Genomic DNA, 17,934 nt, shown 5'->3' with positions numbered 1-17,934 from the left:
ACTAGCATTGTTTTTAGATGTTGTTGACGAGTTCTGATATTGCATCTAAACAATAAACTGGTTTAGTGTAATATCAGTATTGTTTTTCTTATAAATAATACGGTTCAAGACATGGATGGTGTCTTTTAATACTTTAAAAATAATTAGGTGATAATAATGAAATGGGAAGAAATCGGTGAGCAACCATGTTCTGTTGCTAGAACACTTTCGGTTCTAGGTGATCGTTGGACAATGTTGATTCTACGAAATGCTTTTATGGGTATACGCCGTTTTGATGATTTCCAGCGCAGCTTAGGGCTAACACGTCATGTGTTATCAGAACGTTTAAAACGACTTGTAGAACATGAAATTTTAGTTAAAGTTCCTTATGTCGAGCGTCAAGAACGGTTTGAATATCAACTTACAGAAAAAGGACTAGACTTGTATCCAATCATTCTTTCGATGGTACAGTGGGCTGATAAGTGGATGGATAAAGGGTTAGGTAAGCCGATAGAATTTACACATAAAAGTTGTGGCAAGAAAATAAGCCCCAAAGTGGTTTGTTCTGAATGCGAAGAGCCTATTCATGTAAAAGATGTAAGAGTTGCAGCTGGACCAGGATATTTCGCTTTCGTGGAGCAAAAGAAGAAGACAGCTTAATTCAAGTTTCTTCTTGTTCTATCTCATGTTTTATAACGTGAGATAGAACTTCAAAAAATTTAGGGTTTAATCTGTTATCTATGCTAAAAAAAATCTTTAATCATAAGTGTTTACAAACAATTTGCAGGCTTGGGAACACCCGCCAATCGGCTTAAGTGGCGTGCAACTAAACCTGTATTGAACTTCTGCTGTAGTTCAGCATTGTTAATCTCAGGGTTTACCGTTTTCATTAAAAATTTTATTAGTGGTCGGGTAGCTGGAGAATGTCCAAACTGTTGATAAAACTGACGTACAGCATTTAAAACCTCAAAATGCCATTCTGTAAGCTCCAAATCTAATGATTTAGCAAGCTCCTTAGCAACTTCATGGTTCCAAACGGTATAGTCAACTAAATGTCCGTCTTGATCTAGCTCTAATTGCATAAAATAGCCTAAGCAAAATTAAAAATATCTTATTTAAGTGTAATACAATGATTAAATTCTAAAATTAAATCAGCAAAATCAGAGTATTGCAAAATTTTGATTTGGGTGTGATTAGTCTGATTTAGTAAATTAACATCTGAATCTAAACAATATATGTTCCGATAATTATTAAAAATTTCATCAGGTACAGTTAACAAAGCTTCACCCATGATCACGATCGGGTCGTCAACTAATGCAAATTGATATAGTTCGCTCCAAACTTTCGCCAGATTGCTATATGGCGCCTGAATGATAATTAATGTTTTTTTGTTCATGGGGAAATCTCAATCACCAATATAAGACATGATCAAATGATCGAACGAATTCTGGAAGCAGGTTAACCAGTTTTATATCTTGATCAGAATTTTGAACCTCATGACGATCTTTATTTTTTTCTTCAATCAGAATTGGTGTCAAATCATAAAATTCAAAACTTTCCACCATATTGGATGCAATTTTAAAAGCATCACGGAATTGATTAAATTGTAGCTTATTGTTTAGTAGGCTAATTGCAGCGTCTTTGAATAATACTTTGACAGATATACCAAAGGTTGCTAAAACCATAGTAGCAGATAAACTTTCGTTGATTTGCAAACTGGTCAAATTAGGCTGCGTTAGGATGACGAGTACAGTTTTCACACAATTTACCTTTTAAAAGCAACACTCTAATAAAGAACTTAGAATTAAAATTGAATTAACCGCGAACAGCTTTGCACAGCATCAGCTAATTCACCGAGACCGACTAACTCAAATCCTTGAGCTAAGTTGTGATGTTGTAGCGAATGACGTTGCGCATTGTCCGCATCAGTGATTCCTCTAGCGAGAGCAGCACTGACACAGACAGGGAGTCGAATACCAAGTTTTTGCCATTCATGTTTCAAATTACGTTGATCATCAGGAAACCACTGAAAATCATTCGCGACTTGAACACCATCTTGGTAAAAGAAAACACGAAACTCTTCATGCTTGTCTTGCAATGCTTGAGCTAAACCAAAAGCATGCCAAGCGATGATAGACGTTGGTGCTGAGGTAATTAATAGTAGTGTACTCATTGAACATTCACTATAGCTATAGTCGGCAAATGATGGACATATTAAAAAGAAGGTAAGTATACAATGATTTTGGTGACAGGTGGTTTAGGCTTTATTGGTTCCCACATTGCCTTGAGTTTATTGGCTCGAGGTCATGAGATCGTCATTGTTGATAACTTAGCTAATTCTACATTGCAAACTTTGGAACGCCTAGAGTATATCTCAGGTATGTATATACCATTTGCCAAACTCGATGTCCGAAATACACCTGCATTAAATAAAGTCTTTGAGCAATACTCAATAGACACTGTTATTCATACAGCAAGCTTTAAATCTTTAGAAGAATCAGTGTTAAAACCACTTGAATATTATAACGATAATGTCAGTAGTATTATGAGCTTACTCCGTGCGATGCAACGGATGGGCGTTCGGCAACTAGTTAATATTTCCAGTTTAGCCGTTTATGGTAAATCTGATGATCAGTTGATTGAGGACACGGAATTTAATTATACCTATTCAAATCCTTATATTCGTTCGCAACAAATGGTTGAAGACATTATTGCTGACACTTACAAAGTCGACCATGATTGGAAAATGGTAAATCTAAGACTATCTAATATTGTTGGTGCATTTGAACATGGGGTTTTAGGGGAATACGTTCCGCAATTGCCCAAAAATATCGTACCACTCGCTTTGCAGGTTGCTGCGATGCAAAGAGAGTGCATTGAACTTCAAAATCAGGCAACTACCACTGATGGTACTGTTGAGCGAAGCTTTTTGCATGTATTAGATGTTTGTGAAGCTGTATTAGCATCTTTACATTGGTTATCAACTCAACAAGGATGTTTAGAGAGTTTTAATATCGCCCATAATGATTTAACTTCAATAAGCAAATTAATTGAAGAAATTAGTAAAGTAACCAAAATGGAGATACGCGTGCAGCCAGCTGTTTATCAACATGAGGAGCTTAGTCAGCTTGGGGCGAATATCGATAAGGCTGCGAAAATATTGAATTGGACTCCTAAGCGTTCTTTAACCCAGATGATTGAGGATGAATGGAGATTTTATCTCAATATTTTGAAGGGTAACTAATAAATAATGATTCTTATTTACATTTATAGCTACTTTCATTAGGATAGAAATATAAGCCAAAGCACCATCCGCTCTAGCCCATTTATAAAAGTTTATTGATTGAATTTGAGGTGTTTTATGCAAATGCGAATTGAACATGACACGATGGGTGAGGTTGCAGTTCCAAACAATGCTTTATGGGGGGCGCAAACTCAAAGAAGTTTGCAAAACTTCAAAATAGGACATGAAAGATTACCAAGAGCAATGATTCGTGCAATGGGGCTTGTAAAGAAAGCCGCAGCAATAACTAATGCTGAGTTAAAACAACTGCCTCAAGAGTTAAGCCAATATATCGTAGATGCTGCTGAAGAGGTGATTGAAGGCAAGTGGGATGATCAATTTCCACTTGTAGTGTGGCAAACGGGCTCGGGTACGCAAAGTAATATGAATTGCAATGAAGTGATTGCAAATATTGCGAATCAGAAGCTTGGTCATGCTTTAGGTGCCCAAAATCCTGTACATCCAAATGATCATGTAAATCGAGCTCAATCTACAAATGATTCTTTTCCTACAGCAATTCATGTTGCTGCCGCACTTCAAATTAATGAATTATTAATCCCTGCCGTTGAGAAGTTAAAAGATACTCTGCACGCTAAATCACAAGAGTTTAATGACATCGTGAAGATTGGACGTACACATCTACAAGATGCAACGCCGCTTACATTGGGTCAAGAATTTAGTGGGTATGTCTCACAGCTTGAACATGGACTTAAGCGTTTAAACCAAGCATTAGCTGGTTTGTATGAATTGCCACTTGGTGGAACGGCTGTTGGCACTGGACTGAATGCTCATCCAGATTATGCAGTTAAAGCAGCTGAACAATTAAGTGGTTTGACGGGACTACCTTTTATAACAGCACCTAATAAGTTTGAAGCATTGGCAGGAAGAGATGCTGCCGTATTTGCCTCAGGTGCTCTAAAAACGCTTGCTGTCAGCCTAAATAAGATCGCGAATGATATTCGATGGTTAGCCAGTGGACCACGCTGTGGTTTTGGGGAGTTGCGGATTCCTGAAAATGAACCTGGCTCTAGCATTATGCCTGGTAAAGTCAATCCAACTCAAAGTGAAGCTATGACGATGGTTGTTGCTCAAGTGTTAGGGAATGATACGACGATCAATGTCGCAGGTGCATCGGGTAATTTTGAGCTAAATGTTTTTATGCCTGTGATTGCCTATAATCTTTTACAATCTATTCAATTGCTTGGCGATGCTTGTAATAGTTTTAACGATCATTGTGCAATAGGAATTGAACCAAATCGAGAAAAAATTGATTATTTCTTGCATAATTCATTAATGTTAGTCACAGCACTTAATCCTGTGATTGGTTATGAAAATTCAGCCAAAGTAGCTAAAACAGCATATAAAGAAAATAAAACCCTTAAGCAGGTGGCTGTAGAACTTGGTTTAGTCTCCGAAGCGCAATTTGATGAGGTGGTTAAGCCAGAAAATATGGTCTCTCCAAACACTAAATAAAGTGCTTTAAATATATCAATAAAAAAACCTTTACCTTTGCTGAGGGTTTTTTTATGAGTAGTTTTTATAAAGTGAACTGCGTACAATACGCTTTTGATTTATTTGACTGTTGCTTTGTTATGCTCAAAATATATTTAACAGATACTCAAACCCATATCCAATTTTCAGATATTCCAAATGAAAATCCTGTTAAGTTTCTGTTAAATTTAAAAAAAATATTTCCTAGTACAGCCGATTTATTATTGCCTGTACTACCTGAAGACAACAATTTAGAAAACGTAACATGGGAAGCTACATCGAGTGATTTTGATGTATTTAAAAAGCTTGTTGAAGGTTGGGGGATTATTGAGCTACGCCTAAGTGCAATCACAACATATAAAGATAAGAATTTTGCGAATGATTTAGTGAAGAAAGCGCAGATCAGACGTAAGCAAATTTCCCAAAAGCATCCTCAGTTATCATTGATTGAGCTTGATTATATTTTAATGCACGAAATCCATGCTTTGATTGATGCTGAATTAGTAATGATTGGAGAAAAATTTTATTTACCTAAGTTAAGAGAACTTTGGAAAGGAAATTTCTCTGAACAAATTTTGCAATGCAAATTCTAAAAAATCTAAAGCAGACAAATCGTCTGCTTTTTTTATTCTTGAGCAAATTTAGAGTAGAATAAAGAACGACCTACAAAGAATTACAACATATTCATGTCTGTATTTCACTACGGCATATATATTGCTTATAGGGATATAAATATTATTGCGGGAGAGAAGTTCTTCAATGAACTCGCCGAAGGAGCAACGACCCCGGAAACTCTCAGGCAAAAGGACTGTAATAATATAAATACAATCTGGAGAGCAGTGCTCTTAATGTAGAAACAACACAATTTATTTTCTACACAAAACACTCACCGAAGGGGAAGGCTTAATGATTAATTGGTAATCATCTGCCGAAACTCTCAGGTACCATGACAGATGGGGCTATACAAAAAAGGAATGCTTTGCATTTCTAGGAGTTAGCTATGCCTCATGTTGTTGTTATTGGTGCGGGGATTACGGGTGTAACGTCTGCATATGAATTAATAAAATTAGGTTATCAAGTGACGGTAATCGATCGTCATCTATTTCCAGCGATGGAAACCTCTTTTGCGAATGGGGGGCAGTTATCCGCTTGTAATGCTGAAGTCTGGAATCAAAAAGCAACAGTGCTAAAGGGCATTAAATGGATGAGTAAAAAAGATGCACCATTGTTGCTCAATCCTTCATTTAGTGTGCATAAATATCGTTGGTTGGTCGAATTCTTAACACATATTAAAAACTACAAAGCAAATACCATTGAAACAGTGGGTTTAGCACTTATGGCTAGACAACGTCTTTTTGAGGTCGCTGAAAAAGAGAATCTGTCATTCGATCTTGAAAAGCGTGGCATTTTGCACATGTACCATACAAAAGAAGATTTCGAAATTGCAAAAAAAGTGAATGATATCTTAGTAGAAGGAAAACTTGAGCGTAATGCAATCACTCCAGAGGAAATGAGAGCAATAGAGCCTACGTTGACTGGAGATTATTATGGTGGATATTACACAGCTGGAGATGCGACTGGAGATATCCATAAATATTCAGTAGGCTTAGCACAAAAAACTGAAGAATATGGTGTTAATTATCGCTTTGGATTAGATGTTGTAGACGTAATATGTTTACAAGACAAAGTGATTATTCAATGTAAAAAAAGCTCTGAAAATATGGATGCTGAATCTGAAGCGCGTACTGAAATTGAAGCGGATTTGATTGTTGTGTGTGGTGGTGTGGGAAGTTATCAGTTAGCAGATATGCTTGGAGATAGCGTTAATGTATACCCAGTGAAAGGATACTCGATCACAGTGCAACTCAAAGATGAACGTAGTGTTAAGAATGCTCCTTGGGTCAGTCTGTTAGATGAAAGTGCAAAAATTGTGACATCACGCTTGGGTGCAGACCGGTTCCGTGTGGCTGGTACAGCTGAATTTAATGGCTATAATCGTGATATACGTGCTGATCGGATTCAACCATTAATCAATTGGGTTAACCAAAATTTTGATATTTCTACAGAGCATTCAGTACCTTGGGCGGGATTGCGTCCAATGATGCCAAATATGCTGCCTGTCGTTAAGCAAGGTCGACAATCACGTGTTTTCTACAATACGGGACATGGACATTTAGGATGGACATTATCAGCAGCTACTGCTGTGATTATTAGTCAAGAAATCTCACAAAAATTTCCAAACTAAATTAAAAAATGCCGATGTTTATACATCGGCATTTTTTCATAATTCTTCTTAATCGTATAAACGATATATTCCTGTAAAACGCTCACATCCTTTTTGGTCACTTTTAATAACAAGTAGAGCTTTTTGAAAATTAAATTGATATTGGCATTTTTTTTCATTATCAATAATTTGGCTCTTTTTTTCGGGTGTGCTGTATGCGAGAAGAGATATAGTTTGGGTTTCAATGCGATTGTTTGGATTACGGTAGGCTATACCTTCAATTTTTAGCTTATCTTTATCAAGTTGATGAATCTTTAAGTGCACAGGAAGCTCAGACAATCTACCATTCTCAAATTTTAAATAATGTTGCGTGAGCGTTTGATTCATCGATGTATAAAAGTTCAAATCATCAAAACGCAAATCAAATTGTTGCTGAAAACATGTCTTTGATTTGCATTGTTGAATTTGATTGAGCCAGAGTTTTTGAGTGTCGTGTAAAAGTTGCAAAGGTGCATCTGTAACAAGATAAGCTGTTAAAAACTTATTATTTAGCTTTTGAACATTATCCGAATGTTGCTGTAAGCAAATTTTCTTTCCTTGAAATTTGCTATTAGTGCAATCAATAGATTTCGCGTACACAAATGTTGAGCAAAAACAACTCAATGTAATAATGTAACCAGTTTTCTTTAATTGATTTCTTACAGTGTTAAACAGCATAATCACTTATACTTTCAGTCTAATTTGCTCAACGTACTATAGCGAAATAGAAAGCCTGAATACAAGATTTGTTCGGTATATTGTAAAAGGAAAATCATATGGTTGCTCAAATTCGTATTGGACAAGGGATCGATGTACATGCGTTTGAAGAAGGTGACTTTGTAACTCTAGCAGGTATTAAAATTCCACATACTCAGGGTTTAAAAGCACATTCAGATGGTGACGTTGTATTGCATGCGCTTTGCGATGCGTTATTAGGTGCATTAGCATTGGGCGATATAGGCCAGCATTTCCCAGATACTGATCCACGATACAAAGGTGCTGATAGTCGAGTTTTGCTCAAGCATGTGTATCAGTTAATCTTAGATCGAGGTTATCATCTAAATAATGCAGATATTACAGTTGCATGTGAGCGTCCAAAGCTTGCTAAGCATAATTTAGAAATGCGCCAATCTATCGCGGATGTATTAGATGTGGATGTGACGCAAATTAGTATTAAGGCAACAACAACAGAACAGCTTGGATTTACTGGTCGTCAAGAGGGTATCTTAGCGACAGCAACAGTTTTAATTTCTCATCAAGTAAAATGATTTGTGTTAATCAGTGACTGTTCTAATTCTAATGTTGATTTTCTTCCTTGTAGCTGTAATGAAACACTGTGAATTAGACCAGTCCAAGTTTCATTAGGTTCCCATACCTGATGAAGTAACTCTTGGGCAGTTGGCATATCCATATTCATATAATACTGACGGTATAAATAGATCAAACAACTCGCACGCATATTTTCCGTGCAGTGTAGCCAGACAATTTCATTTTTAACAAGATGGTCGATTAAATCTAAAACAAGTAAGCATTGATCAGAGCTTGGAATTTCCCAGTCAATTGGAATGTGTATGTAATTTAGCCCGATATCTAAGCAAATTTGATCTTGGTGATTGAGATGATCTGCAGATTTACTAGTAGATAGATTAATAACGGTACTGCACCCATATTCTTTAATATGATGAAGTTGATCTATAGTGGGTTGCGCCGAGTGAAATAAGTGCTCATGGACAAAGGAAAAGTGTGGTACTTGTGATAAAGCTTGTTCTAATGAAGTCATAATATCTACTATTTAATTAGTTTTCTTCTCAAAATATGAGAAATTTACACTAAAGTATTTAATCTAATATACGTCTTTTACTTCAAGTCTTCAATTTTTGTCAAAAAAACAGCATCAATTGATGCTGTTTTTTTATTTAGTCTTTCTTTAAATTTTCATTAAGCAAGAATTCCATTAATGCTTTTTGTGCATGCAAACGGTTTTCTGCTTCAGACCAAACCACAGAGTTTTTGTGATCAAGCATATTTTCTGAAATCTCTTCGCCACGATGAGCAGGTAAGCAATGCATAAACAAACAGTCTGGATGTGCTAAATCCATGAGTTTTTCATTTACTTGGAAGTCAGCAAATGCTTTTTCTCTTAATTTTTGCTCTTCTTCTTGCCCCATGCTTGCCCAAACGTCTGTCACGATCAGATCAGCATTCACTGCTGCATCTTCAGCTTTATTGAAAACTTCAACACAGTCAGCAAATTCAGCTAAAAATTCAGGTTTCGGTTCGTAACCTTCTGGAGATGCAATTTTGAGTTTGAAACCCATCATGTGAGCAGCTTCGATATACGAATTACACATGTTATTGCCATCACCAATCCATGCAACTGTTCGACCTTTGATACTACCTCGATGCTCTTCATAAGTTTGCAGATCTGCAAGAAGTTGGCAAGGGTGATGATCGTCAGTGAGACCGTTGATTACAGGTACAGTAGAATAAGACGCAAAGCGCTCTACGATGTCATGACCGAATGTACGAATCATAACGATATCTAGCATGCTTGAAATTACACGAGCTGAATCTTCAATTGGTTCGCCACGACCAAGCTGAGTATCGCGCGGAGATAGGAAAATGGCACTACCACCGAATTGGCAAATTCCAGCTTCGAATGAAATACGAGTACGTGTACTTGATTTTTCGAAGATCATTCCCAAAACTTTACCAACAAAAGGCTGGAATACCGTATTGCTATGTTGCATGCGTTTAAGTTCATGAGCACGATCTAAAATGCGTTGCAATTCTAAAGAAGACAGGTCTCTTAAAGTCAGGAAATGCCGAAGCGCCATAATTACTCCCACAATAATTATTGAATAAAAACAATAATTAATTGTTGTTTAATGGGTGGTGAACAAAAAAGGAATTGACTACTATACTATACGCTCAAGAAAAAGCAAAAGAATTAGACTTTTTGATGAGCTTTTAGAAACAAATCAACAGAAAAATCAATATAATCAAATATTTCTTTGTCTTCTGCGGGTACATCTAGACCCATCAAAATACGCCATTCAACATCCCGAAGAATTCCAAAATACATCGTGGCTGAAAATTGTGGCTTTTCGCAAAAAATTTCACCTGAATGATGAGCTTGTTCTAGCGCAAGTGAAACACTGTTTTGAATGTTCATCGCACATTTATTATAAAGATAGTGGGCAAGGTCGGTATTGTTTTGTGATTGCTCAAGAAACATACGCATGAATGCAATATTTTTAGGCTGTATGATGTGTTGATAAAATCTTTGCAGCGTTTGTACAAGGTAATTTCTTAAGTTTGTAACATTACAAATGTATGGTAAGCATATATCTTTGAAAAAGACTTCGCGGCGGTAATCGCAGATCGCAGTGAAAAGCCCTTCTTTATTGCCAAAATACTTATAAATTGATGTTTTTGAACCGCCGGCATGATGAACAATATCATCTAAAGAAACAGCATCATAACCGCGTTCTAAGAACAGATCAGTTGCACAAATCAGCAGTGCAAGTCGACGCTCTTGCCCACGACGAGTTTGAGGTTGTTCACAACTTGGATAACAAAGATCAGTCATTACTCTGGCTTAGATATAGCGGGATTTTTAATAGTATATCAAAAACCCTATGTAAAGTATGGTTATGAGCTAGATCAATGTTTCAAAACGTCTCAAATAAAAAGCGAGTCACATTGACTCGCTTTTTATGGTTTATGCACTGCGGACTTCGTCATCATCCTCGTCATCAGCAGAGTCCATACCAAGCTCCTTTAACTTTCTGGTCAAGGTATTACGTCCCCAACCTAAAAGTTCAGCCGCATGACGTTTACGACCACGAGTTTGTTGAAGTGCTGCATTAATCAATGTTTTCTCAAACATTGGGGTGGCGATGTCTAAAAGTTTCATTTCGCCATTTTTGAGTTTTTGAATTGCCCATTGACCTAATAACTCATCCCAGTGATGAACAGCAATTCGGTCTACGATTGCAGGACTAGTCGTTGCTACAGATGCAGTTGAATCATTGTTCGATTTTTGGAGAGGAACTTGTTTCAATTCAGCAGGCAGATCTTCAGGATAGACTTCGCGACCTGTGATCATGACAGTTAACCAACGGCAGGTATTTTCTAATTGACGGACGTTGCCCGGCCAAGGTAACTGCTGCATATAATCTGTGGTTTCAGATCTAAGAATTTTAGGGCTTACACCAAGTTCTTTGCCTGCACGAGCAAGGAAGTGTTGAGCAAGCATCGGAATATCTTCGCTGCGATGTGCAAGCTTTGGAATATGAATGCGAATAACATTTAGACGATGATATAAGTCTTCACGGAAGCGACCTTCATTCACTAATTTTTCAAGGTCTTGGTGCGTTGCAGCAACAATACGCACATCGACTTTTACTGGAACATGCCCGCCTACACGATAGAACTCACCATCAGCGAGTACGCGGAGTAATCTAGTTTGAGTCTCAAATGGCATATCACCAATTTCATCTAAAAATAGTGTACCGCCATTTGCTTGTTCAAAACGTCCTTGATGTTGAGTGTTAGCGCCTGTGAAAGCACCTTTCTCATGTCCGAATAACTCAGTTTCAATTAAGTCTTTTGGAATAGCAGCCATGTTTAATGCAATGAAAGGTTTTGCACGACGTGGTGAGTGTTTGTGCAGAGCATGTGCAACTAACTCTTTACCTGTACCTGATTCACCGTTAATTAATACGGTAATATGAGATTGTGATAAGCGACCAATTGCACGGAAAACCTCTTGCATTGCAGGAGATTCGCCAATGATTTCTGTAGATTGCAGAGGTGCTGCTGCTTTGGTTGCTTCTTGTTGTTGTAGCTTATTGAGATGTAGAATCGCACGATTAACTAAAGCGAGTGCTTCATCAATATCAAATGGTTTTGGTAAATACTCAAAAGCACCCGTCTGATAACTTGAGACAGCAGACTCCAAATCTGAGTGTGCAGTCATAATGATGACTGGAAGTTCTGGATGAGTATTTTTAACTTTAGATAAGAAAGTTAAACCATCAATTCCTGGCATCCTGATATCAGTTAGAATGACATCAGGGGCTTCATCGTGTAAACGTTCAAGCGCTGTTTGTGCTTCTTCAAAATTGGTAACGTCAAAACCTTCTTCTTTGAATGTTTTTTCAAGTACCCAACGCATGGCACGATCGTCATCAATTACCCAAATTTTATTTCGTGACACGGTCTGACTCCCAAGGTAGATATAAGCTAAATATGGTTTTCCCAGGAATGGATTGACATTCAATCATTCCGTTATGTTGATGCATAATATTTTGCGCGATACTGAGGCCTAAACCTGTACCTTTTGCTCGCCCAGTGACTAAAGGGTAAAATACTGATTCTAAAATACTTTCTGGTACACCTGGTCCATTGTCCTCAATATCTACTCTTACCGTTGAACGGTTTAAAACACCATTTATGGTGACGAGGCGTTGGATACGAGTGCGAAGGGTAAGCTCTGGTTCAGAATCTACGAAAAATTCTTTATTTTCAGTCATCGCTTGCACAGCATTTACACTGATATTCAGCATGACTTGAATAAGTTGATCTCGGTCGGCCATAACATCTGGCAGAGATAAGTCATAATCACGTGTGATCTTAATTTTTTTCTTGGTCTGGTTCGCGATTAATGATCTAACTCTTTCTAATGGCTCATGGACATTAACATGTTCATAACTTGGTAATTGGCGCGAACCTAACATGGTATCAGCGAGATTGGTTAATCGATCAACTTCATTAATAATGATATCTGTAAATTCTCGATAACTATCATCACTTAAGCTTCGTGCAAGTAATTGTGTTGCTCCACGAATGCCTGCCAATGGATTCTTAATTTCATGAGCAACACCACGAACAAGTTGACGAGCAACTTGATGTTGCTGCACTAAATTTTCCTCTTTCGAAATTTTAAGCATTCGATCGATAGGATTGAGTTCAATTAATAATAATGGGTGATAGCTTTTACCTGAATTTAATTGGGAAACGGTATAGTCAACATGAATCGGTTTGAAGTTGACATTAATTACCGCTTCACGTCGGGTGTAATGCTGACCACTGTTTAAAGTATTAAGCAAGGCTTCGTAAGTATTAAAAGTATCATCATGTGCATGGAGCAAATTTAAGACAGGTTGACCTGATGCGCGCAATAAACTGATATCAAACAATGCTTCACAAGCTGAATTCAGATAAAAAATATTTAACTTACTATCGACCAATAAGATGGCAGTCGTCAGATTATCTACTAGAAGTCGATAGTCGATAGTGGTGTGTTGATCCATTTGTGAATCGTCCTGTATTAAAATGGCGCAATTAATATCAATATAAAAGAATAGCCATTAACGTAATGAATCTTAATAATGCAAAATACAAGCCAACTTTGTATTAGCGGAATTTCAATAACTTATTTCGTTAATGTTCTATTTATACGTTATTTTTCACATACATTAAGTTATTTTGAAATTTTATAGTGTTCTAAATTGGTGCAATGTTGGTTTTTGTTAAAAATACTGGTTGTATTTTGGTGCATTACACAAAGAGATGGCTTTGCGGCTATGCGGAAGGCGAGAAAAGACATACAATACGCCGATTCAAGTGGAGCGCAGATTCATGAAGACCCCCAAAGTCGGTTTTGTATCTTTAGGTTGTCCTAAGGCATTGGTAGATTCTGAACGAATTTTAACTCAGTTAAAGACTGAAGGTTATCAAGTTGCATCAGATTATGACGGTGCAGATTTGGTTGTTGTTAACACCTGTGGTTTTATTGAATCTGCAGTACAAGAGTCTTTAGACGCGATTGGCGAAGCCATGAGCGAAAACGGTCGAGTTATCGTAACAGGTTGTTTAGGTAAAGACGAAGACAAAATTCGCCAAATGCACCCAAATGTACTTAAAGTAACAGGTGCGGCAGCATATCAGGATGTAATGGAAGCAGTACATGAGTATGTACCTGCACCGCCAAAACACAATCCTTTTATTGATTTAGTCCCTGAACAAGGTGTGCGTTTGACACCTAAACACTACGCTTATTTGAAAATATCAGAAGGGTGTAATCACCGTTGTACATTCTGCATTATTCCAAGTATGCGAGGTGATCTAGTATCTCGTCCAGTAGGCAGTGTATTAGATGAAGCAGCAGCATTAAAGCGCGCTGGTGTTAAAGAAGTTCTCGTGATTTCTCAAGATACTTCAGCTTATGGTGTGGACACCAAATACAAATTAGATTTTTGGAATGGTCAGCCTGTTAAAACCAAGTTTTACGACATGTGCGAAGCGTTAGGGCAACTTGGTATTTGGGTACGCCTACATTATGTCTACCCATATCCACATGTTGATGCAGTAATCGATCTAATGGCTCAAGGGAAAATCCTGCCATATTTAGATATTCCTTTTCAGCATGCCAGTCCGCGCATCTTAAAATTGATGAAGCGACCAGCTCATAGTGAAAATACGTTAGAGCGTTTGAAGTTGTGGCGTGAAAAATGCCCTGAATTGGTGATTCGTTCTACCTTCGTGGTTGGTTTCCCTGGCGAAACAGAAGAAGACTTCCAAATATTACTTGATTGGTTAAAAGAAGCTCAGTTGGATCGCGTAGGTTGCTTTACTTATTCACCTGTAGAGGGTGCAACGGCAAATGATCTTCCTGATCACGTACCTGAAGAAATTAAGCAAGAACGTTATGAACGTTTTATGGAAGTCCAACAGGAAATTTCTGCTGCAAAACTACAAAAGCGTATCGGTCAAAAGATGACTGTGCTTGTAGATAGCTTGGAAGATGAATTTCCAGTAGCGGTAGCGCGTTCTTACGCGGATGCACCTGAAATTGACGGTAATGTTTTTGTAGAAGATATTGATAAAAGTGTGATTAAAGCAGGTGATCTGCTTGAAGTCGAAATTACTGATGCGGATGAATATGATTTATTTGCAAAGTTAATTCAGATTAAGTCTGCTTAATATTAAATGCGAAAAAAGAATTTATGAGATTGGTCGGTTTGGAGTAAAAGTATGTCAGCTTCTAAAAATCCACGTTATGCACGTATTTTGTTAAAGCTTTCTGGTGAAGCTTTAGCGGGTAATAAAGATATGGGTATTGATGCCCAAGTCCTTGATCAAATGTCGCTTTCGATTGCTCACTTGGTTGGTTTAGGAGTACAAGTCGGAATTGTAGTTGGTGGCGGTAACTTATATCGTGGAAGTCAGTTACAAAAAGACGGTTTGGTTGGGCGTGTAACTGGTGACCAAATGGGGATGCTGGCTACAGTTATGAATGGTTTAGCAATGCGTGATGCATTAGTGCGTCGCAACATTAAAACACGTTTAATGTCTGCTCTTCCGATCGGAACAGTTGTTGAATCTTATTCAAGTCGTGATGCGATTCGTCATTTAAGCCAAGGTGAAGTTTGTGTGTTTGTAGCAGGAACGGGAAATCCGTTCTTTACAACTGATACTGCGGCTTGTTTGCGTGGTATCGAGATTGAGGCAAACCTTATTTTGAAAGCGACGAAAGTTGACGGTGTCTATAACAAAGATCCAAGCAAATATGACGATGCTGTGAAGTACGATAACTTAACTTTTGATCAAGTACTTGATGAAAAACTTGGTGTAATGGACTTAACTGCGATTTGCTTGTGTCGTGACCATAATGTTCCATTGCAAGTTTTTGATATGAACAAATCTGGTGCATTGCTTTCTGTAGTAATGGGCGAAAAAGAGGGTACTCACGTTACGAACTAATGTACGTGAGACCGAAAGCTCTTTATACTAATGTTTAAATATTTTGTAATACCTAATGAATAAGTAAGGAAGATCATATGATTAACGATCTCAAAAAAGATAGCGAACAGCGCATGCAGAAAACACTTGATTCTTTAGAACAAGGTTTTGCTAAAGTTCGTACTGGACGTGCTCACCCATCAATTTTAAATGGTGTGATGGTTCCTTACTATGGTTCTGACGTTCCTTTGAATCAAGTTGCTAACGTAGGTGTTGAAGATTCTCGTACGCTTATTGTTCAGCCATTTGAACGTACAATGGTTTCTGCAATTGATAAAGCAATTCGTGAAAGTGATTTGGGTTTAAACCCAATTACAGCTGATTCAATTCGTGTGCCTTTACCTGCGTTGACTGAAGAAACTCGTCGTGACATGCAAAAAGTTGCTCGTAATGAAGCTGAAAATGCAAAAGTTGCTATTCGAAACATTCGTCGTGATGTTTTAGGTGATATCAAAGCATTATTGAAAGAAAAAGAAATTTCTGAAGATGATGAACGCCGTGCTGGTGAAGATATTCAAAAGATCACAGATAAATATGTTGCAGAAGTAGATAAACGTCTAGCTGCAAAAGAAGCAGAATTAATGAAGGTCTAATTTTTATGACCTTACAAGAAGAACCGCTTCTTCCAAAACATGTTGCCATCATTATGGATGGCAACAATCGTTTTGCAAAAAAAAATAAATTGCAAAAAGGTGATGGGCATCGTGAAGGTAAGAATGTCCTTGATCCGATCGTTGAACATTGTAAAAGAGTTGGTGTTCAAGCTTTAACTGTTTTTGCATTTTCAAGTGAAAATTGGAATAGACCTCAGTTCGAAGTTGATTTGTTAATGAAATTGTTAGAAGACACAATTCAAGAACAACTACCTCGAATGGAAAAATTCAATATAGCATTACGTTTCATTGGTGATCGTTCTAAATTATCAAATGAATTAAAAGATTTAATGTTATATGCAGAACAAAAAACGGCATCTTTCAATTCTATGACTTTAACGATTGCAATTAGTTATGGCGGAATGTGGGATATGGCGCATGCAGCCAAGTGTATCGTTCAAGATGTTGTAGATGGAAAAGTTCAAGTAGATCAGATAAATGTTGATTTATTCGATAAATATGTCAGTCTAAATGACTTACCTGCCGTAGATTTATTAATACGTACAGGTGGAGATTATCGTTTATCTAACTTCTTACTTTGGCAAGCGGCATATGCAGAATTGTATTTTACAGATACATTATGGCCTGAGTTTACAGTAAAAGAATTAGACCACGCTTTTGATGTATTTTCAGGGCGAGAAAGACGTTTTGGTAAAACATCTGAACAGATTCAACAAGCGAAAATAGAGAATTAATAATGTTAGAGCGGATTATAACCGCATTGGTATTAGTTGCTGTTGTTTTAAGTTGCATGTTTGCAACGCAATCACATTATCCAATGTTTATTCTTATGATCTTAGCTGCGGGGGTGGCTGGATATGAGTGGTTTAAACTTATGCCTCATGGCGAAGCACTGGTTTCAAAGCCTAAAGCTTGGATTTATGGTGGATGCGTAGCAGCAGTTTCAACTCTTGCGTTGTTTTTTGATGATGTTGCTTTATTGCTGTGGGCTGCGTCTATTTTATCTTGGCTAGGTAGTATTTACTGGGTCAAAAACTTCCCAGAATCAGATAACTGGTATAACGTATCTTTGTATGCCATAGGTTTTATCCTAATTTCTGCTGCGGTCACTGCATTATATTCAGTTTGGCATAGTTCACCATGGTGGTTAATGTATTTGTTCCTCCTTGTTTGGGGGGCGGATAGTGGTGCATATTTTGTCGGTCGTAAGTTTGGTAAGAAAAAACTTGCTCCAACAGTTAGCCCGAATAAATCAGTTGAAGGATTATATGGTGGTATTGCGACGACAGTAATTATTATGTTGGTTGTACAATATTCATATTTAAATTTAACTGCTATTCAACTTATCTTATTTCTAGTTCTATCAATCATCACAGTCTTTGCATCTGTTCTAGGTGACTTGTTTGAGTCAATGATTAAACGCCGTGCTGGAATCAAAGATTCTGGTCGCGTTTTGCCTGGACATGGTGGTGTACTTGACCGAATTGATTCTT

21 protein-coding genes and 1 riboswitch are annotated in these 17,934 nt (G+C 37.4%); of the genes, 11 read left to right on the top strand and 10 right to left on the bottom strand.

The features are described 5' to 3' along the window. Nucleotides 1-156: 156 nt before the first annotated feature. Nucleotides 157-639 carry a winged helix-turn-helix transcriptional regulator gene (locus A2003_RS12180; RefSeq protein ID WP_075696448.1) on the top strand — a complete coding sequence of 161 codons (483 nt, stop codon included), beginning with the start codon at nt 157-159 and terminating at the stop codon, nt 637-639. 110 nt (nt 640-749) lie between these two features. Here A2003_RS12180 and A2003_RS12175 read toward each other — a convergent pair whose 3' ends face one another. From A2003_RS12175 to tusD, 4 genes are read right to left on the bottom strand one after another with little or no spacing between them, the layout of a single operon-like run. Further along, nucleotides 750-1,061, bottom strand: a complete 312-nt coding sequence (locus A2003_RS12175; RefSeq protein ID WP_039047884.1) for a TusE/DsrC/DsvC family sulfur relay protein — start codon at nt 1,059-1,061, stop codon at nt 750-752. A 29-nt stretch (nt 1,062-1,090) separates the two neighbouring features. Continuing rightward, the gene (locus A2003_RS12170) at nt 1,091-1,375 is read right to left on the bottom strand and encodes a hypothetical protein (RefSeq protein ID WP_004915591.1); all 285 of its coding nucleotides are present in this window, start codon (nt 1,373-1,375) and stop codon (nt 1,091-1,093) included. 13 nt (nt 1,376-1,388) lie between these two features. Continuing rightward, nucleotides 1,389-1,739 carry a hypothetical protein gene (locus A2003_RS12165; RefSeq protein ID WP_039047885.1) on the bottom strand — a complete coding sequence of 117 codons (351 nt, stop codon included), beginning with the start codon at nt 1,737-1,739 and terminating at the stop codon, nt 1,389-1,391. A 44-nt stretch (nt 1,740-1,783) separates the two neighbouring features. Next, complete coding sequence (tusD, locus tag A2003_RS12160; protein ID WP_004954585.1) at nt 1,784-2,152, bottom strand: sulfurtransferase complex subunit TusD; 369 nt, start codon at nt 2,150-2,152, stop codon at nt 1,784-1,786. Between the two features lie 63 nt (nt 2,153-2,215). Here tusD and galE point away from each other — a divergent pair, with 63 nt between their 5' ends. The 4 genes from galE (at nt 2,216) to A2003_RS12140 (ending at nt 6,998) form a co-directional block, all read left to right on the top strand. After that, nucleotides 2,216-3,223 carry a UDP-glucose 4-epimerase GalE gene (galE, locus tag A2003_RS12155; RefSeq protein WP_112987225.1) on the top strand — a complete coding sequence of 336 codons (1,008 nt, stop codon included), beginning with the start codon at nt 2,216-2,218 and terminating at the stop codon, nt 3,221-3,223. Between the two features lie 117 nt (nt 3,224-3,340). Then, the gene (gene fumC / locus A2003_RS12150) at nt 3,341-4,735 is read left to right on the top strand and encodes a class II fumarate hydratase (protein ID WP_112987224.1); all 1,395 of its coding nucleotides are present in this window, start codon (nt 3,341-3,343) and stop codon (nt 4,733-4,735) included. Between the two features lie 119 nt (nt 4,736-4,854). Beyond that, the gene (locus A2003_RS12145; protein WP_005402678.1) at nt 4,855-5,346 is read left to right on the top strand and encodes a hypothetical protein; all 492 of its coding nucleotides are present in this window, start codon (nt 4,855-4,857) and stop codon (nt 5,344-5,346) included. Nucleotides 5,347-5,484: 138 nt separating this feature from the next. Beyond that, nucleotides 5,485-5,574, top strand: a riboswitch (glycine riboswitch). Between the two features lie 179 nt (nt 5,575-5,753). Then, the gene (locus A2003_RS12140) at nt 5,754-6,998 is read left to right on the top strand and encodes a D-amino acid dehydrogenase (protein WP_112987223.1); all 1,245 of its coding nucleotides are present in this window, start codon (nt 5,754-5,756) and stop codon (nt 6,996-6,998) included. Nucleotides 6,999-7,046: 48 nt separating this feature from the next. Here A2003_RS12140 and A2003_RS12135 read toward each other — a convergent pair whose 3' ends face one another. Beyond that, nucleotides 7,047-7,694, bottom strand: coding sequence for an A1S_1983 family putative colistin resistance protein (locus A2003_RS12135; protein ID WP_112987222.1), 648 nt, complete (start codon nt 7,692-7,694; stop codon nt 7,047-7,049). A gap of 98 nt (nt 7,695-7,792) precedes the next feature. On the opposite strand from A2003_RS12135, the gene ispF reads away from it, so the two are divergent. After that, the gene (gene ispF, locus A2003_RS12130) at nt 7,793-8,284 is read left to right on the top strand and encodes a 2-C-methyl-D-erythritol 2,4-cyclodiphosphate synthase (protein WP_004915605.1); all 492 of its coding nucleotides are present in this window, start codon (nt 7,793-7,795) and stop codon (nt 8,282-8,284) included. On the opposite strand, the gene A2003_RS12125 is transcribed toward ispF, so the two are convergent. The 5 genes from A2003_RS12125 to glnL all read right to left on the bottom strand — a co-directional run bounded on the left by A2003_RS12125 (nt 8,272) and on the right by glnL (nt 13,336). After that, nucleotides 8,272-8,796: a protein tyrosine phosphatase family protein gene (locus tag A2003_RS12125; protein WP_112987221.1), complete on the bottom strand. Its 525-nt coding sequence runs from the start codon at nt 8,794-8,796 to the stop codon at nt 8,272-8,274. The two genes, ispF and A2003_RS12125, sit on opposite strands and share 13 nt — an antisense overlap. 136 nt (nt 8,797-8,932) lie before the next feature. Beyond that, a complete protein-coding gene (argF, locus tag A2003_RS12120; RefSeq protein ID WP_004915611.1) occupies nt 8,933-9,853 on the bottom strand; it encodes an ornithine carbamoyltransferase in 921 nt (306 codons plus the stop codon). A 113-nt stretch (nt 9,854-9,966) separates the two neighbouring features. Then, nucleotides 9,967-10,608 (bottom strand): TetR/AcrR family transcriptional regulator, encoded by a 642-nt coding sequence (locus A2003_RS12115; RefSeq protein WP_004954566.1) that lies wholly within the window; start codon nt 10,606-10,608, stop codon nt 9,967-9,969. Between the two features lie 132 nt (nt 10,609-10,740). Next, nucleotides 10,741-12,240, bottom strand: coding sequence for a nitrogen regulation protein NR(I) (glnG, locus tag A2003_RS12110; RefSeq protein WP_112987220.1), 1,500 nt, complete (start codon nt 12,238-12,240; stop codon nt 10,741-10,743). Further along, nucleotides 12,227-13,336 carry a nitrogen regulation protein NR(II) gene (gene glnL, locus A2003_RS12105; RefSeq protein ID WP_004954561.1) on the bottom strand — a complete coding sequence of 370 codons (1,110 nt, stop codon included), beginning with the start codon at nt 13,334-13,336 and terminating at the stop codon, nt 12,227-12,229. The genes glnG and glnL overlap by 14 nt, the downstream gene beginning before the upstream one ends. Before the next feature lie 328 nt (nt 13,337-13,664). On the opposite strand from glnL, the gene rimO reads away from it, so the two are divergent. The 5 genes from rimO to A2003_RS12080 all read left to right on the top strand — a co-directional run. After that, on the top strand, nt 13,665-15,008 hold the full coding sequence (gene rimO, locus A2003_RS12100; protein WP_004915625.1) for a 30S ribosomal protein S12 methylthiotransferase RimO: 1,344 nt from the start codon (nt 13,665-13,667) through the stop codon (nt 15,006-15,008). A 51-nt stretch (nt 15,009-15,059) separates the two neighbouring features. Continuing rightward, a complete protein-coding gene (pyrH, locus tag A2003_RS12095; RefSeq protein WP_004662027.1) occupies nt 15,060-15,788 on the top strand; it encodes a UMP kinase in 729 nt (242 codons plus the stop codon). A 77-nt stretch (nt 15,789-15,865) separates the two neighbouring features. Further along, the gene (frr, locus tag A2003_RS12090; RefSeq protein WP_004915629.1) at nt 15,866-16,420 is read left to right on the top strand and encodes a ribosome recycling factor; all 555 of its coding nucleotides are present in this window, start codon (nt 15,866-15,868) and stop codon (nt 16,418-16,420) included. A 5-nt stretch (nt 16,421-16,425) separates the two neighbouring features. Continuing rightward, nucleotides 16,426-17,175: a polyprenyl diphosphate synthase gene (uppS, locus tag A2003_RS12085; protein WP_112987219.1), complete on the top strand. Its 750-nt coding sequence runs from the start codon at nt 16,426-16,428 to the stop codon at nt 17,173-17,175. A gap of 2 nt (nt 17,176-17,177) precedes the next feature. After that, nucleotides 17,178-17,934: phosphatidate cytidylyltransferase (locus tag A2003_RS12080; protein ID WP_286687436.1), on the top strand; the 757-nt coding region annotated here is incomplete at its 3' end.

The organism is Acinetobacter sp. GWC1_38_13 (assembly GCF_001767535.1).
Lineage (GTDB): Bacteria > Pseudomonadota > Gammaproteobacteria > Pseudomonadales > Moraxellaceae > Acinetobacter > Acinetobacter junii.
The sequence above is the reverse complement of the archived record's forward strand: the minus strand, read 5'-3'. Positions and strand labels throughout refer to the sequence as shown.